This is a genomic window from Rhodococcus sp. HM1, assembly GCF_023218075.1.
In the GTDB taxonomy this organism is placed as follows: Bacteria; Actinomycetota; Actinomycetes; order Mycobacteriales; family Mycobacteriaceae; genus Rhodococcus.
Window position 1 is genome coordinate 1 of the sequence record NZ_JALPTB010000185.1, and the last position, 786, is coordinate 786.

The 786-nt window shown below is 69.6% G+C and carries 1 protein-coding gene; it reads left to right on the forward strand.

The genetic code is table 11. The features are described 5' to 3' along the window. On the forward strand, positions 1-581 hold a 581-nt coding region (locus M1M07_RS32325), incomplete at its 5' end, for a peptidylprolyl isomerase (protein ID WP_248676782.1). Between the last annotated feature and the right edge of the window lie 205 nt (positions 582-786).

Sequence of the window (786 nt, forward strand, 5' to 3'; positions counted from 1 at the left end):
GGTACACCGAGGGAGGTCCCGCGACGCCCCGGGCCCGGTTCTCGCAGGTGGCCACGGTCTCGACGGCCGGGACCGTCAAGATCACCCTCGTCACCACGGCCGGCTCGATTCCCGTCGTGCTCGAGCGGGCGAAGGCGCCGTGCGCGGTCAACAGTTTCATCAATCTGGCCCGGCAGGGCTTCTACAACGGCAGTGGCTGCGACCGGCTGGTCGACGAGCCCGGAACGCGCGTCTTCACGTGCGGCGACCCCACGGGAACCGGCACCGGCGGACCCGGCTACCGATTCGCCGACGAATACCCGGTCACGGTGACCTCCCAGACGAACGGGTTCCTGACGCCGGTGCTGCACCCGCGCGGCACGCTGGCGATGGCCTCGGACGGACACGCCGACAACAACGGCAGCCGATTCCTGCTGTTCTTCGGCGACAGCGTGCTGCCGGCGCAGTACACCGTCTTCGGAACCATCGGCGAATCCGGACTGCCGGTGCTCGATGCCGCGGCGGCGGCAGGACACGACGGCGGCCCCGATTCCATCGGTGGCCGCCCCCTCACACCGGTGGTGATCAACAGGGTGATCTGAGGGTGAAACGGGCCCGTCACGAGGGCGGGGTCTGTCCGGAAATGCCCGGTTCGGTTACGGTCCGGATCTGTGAGAGCCGTTTCATCCGCGATGCAGGGGATCGTCCGCCGGTCCCGCGTCTGCACGCTCGGGGTCGTCGCGGTCGTCGTGACAGCGTGCAGCACCGGTGACGCCATCACCGCCGACACCCCGCCGATCCCGGCAC